We start from the raw sequence: 1,062 nt of genomic DNA, 5'->3' as shown, positions 1-1,062 counted from the left end.
CAAAGCCATTACCAGAATCCGCCGCCAAAGCCGTGAGCGACTCGATCATTTCATGCCGTCACTACTGGAGCACATTGGTCAAAGTGAACAACCTGATCTGGCTCTGATACGCATCCTTCCTCTTATTGAAAGCGTTTTGCGCCGAACAGCTTATCTGGTTCTACTGATGGAAAACCCCAAAGCACTGGAACACCTCATCAGCCTCTGCATAGCCAGCCCCTGGATAGCAGACCAAATCGCCCGGCACCCGGCCTTGCTGGATGAGTTCCTGGATATCGGTGACCTTTATAACCCACCCGAAAAGGCGGAACTTGAGCAAGATCTCAGACAACAACTGACGCATATTCCGGAAGATGATCTGGAAGCCCAGATGGAAGCACTGCGCTACTTTAAGATGTCACATCTGTTGAGAGTAGCGGCAGCACAGGTCGCAGGGACATTACCCTTAATGAAGGAAAGTGATTATCTGACCTGGATTGCCGAAGCGTTGCTGGATCAGGTGGTCGGCCTTGCCTGGAAAACCATGATTGAGCGGCACGGACATCCTGCGGGTAAAGACGGTTCTATCTGTGACCCCGGCTTTATCATCATTGGCTACGGCAAACTCGGCGGCATTGAACTTGGCCCTGGATCAGATCTGGATCTGGTGTTCGTGCATAATGGTGCCACCCATAAAGAAACAGACGGCCCGCGCCCTATAGAAAGCTCCACATTCTACACACGACTGGGTCAGAGAATCATACACATCCTCACTGCTCAAACCCCTTCCGGAAGACTCTATGAAGTCGACATGCGTCTCCGTCCTTCCGGTGCTTCCGGAATGCTGGTCAGCTCACTGACGTCTTTTGAAAAGTACCAGCGCAATGAAGCCTGGACCTGGGAACATCAGGCTCTGGTCCGAGCCAGGGCAGTGGCTGGCGATAAACAGCTGACAGCACAATTTGAATCACTGCGAAAAAGCATTCTGGCTACTGACAGGGAGCCTGCGACCTTAAAAGAAGAGGTCATCAAGATGCGTCGAAAGATGAAAGAACATCTGACAAAATCCCGACGGGATAAACG

1 pseudogene is annotated in these 1,062 nt (G+C 51.6%); it reads left to right on the top strand.

The features are described from left to right. Nucleotides 1-52 precede the first annotated feature (52 nt). Nucleotides 53-1,062 (top strand): annotated as a pseudogene (locus KDK18_RS01005) (bifunctional glutamine synthetase adenylyltransferase/deadenyltransferase); the annotation flags it as partial.

The organism is Endozoicomonas sp. SESOKO3, assembly GCF_024606255.1.
This window is presented reverse-complemented; position numbering and strand designations above follow the sequence as displayed.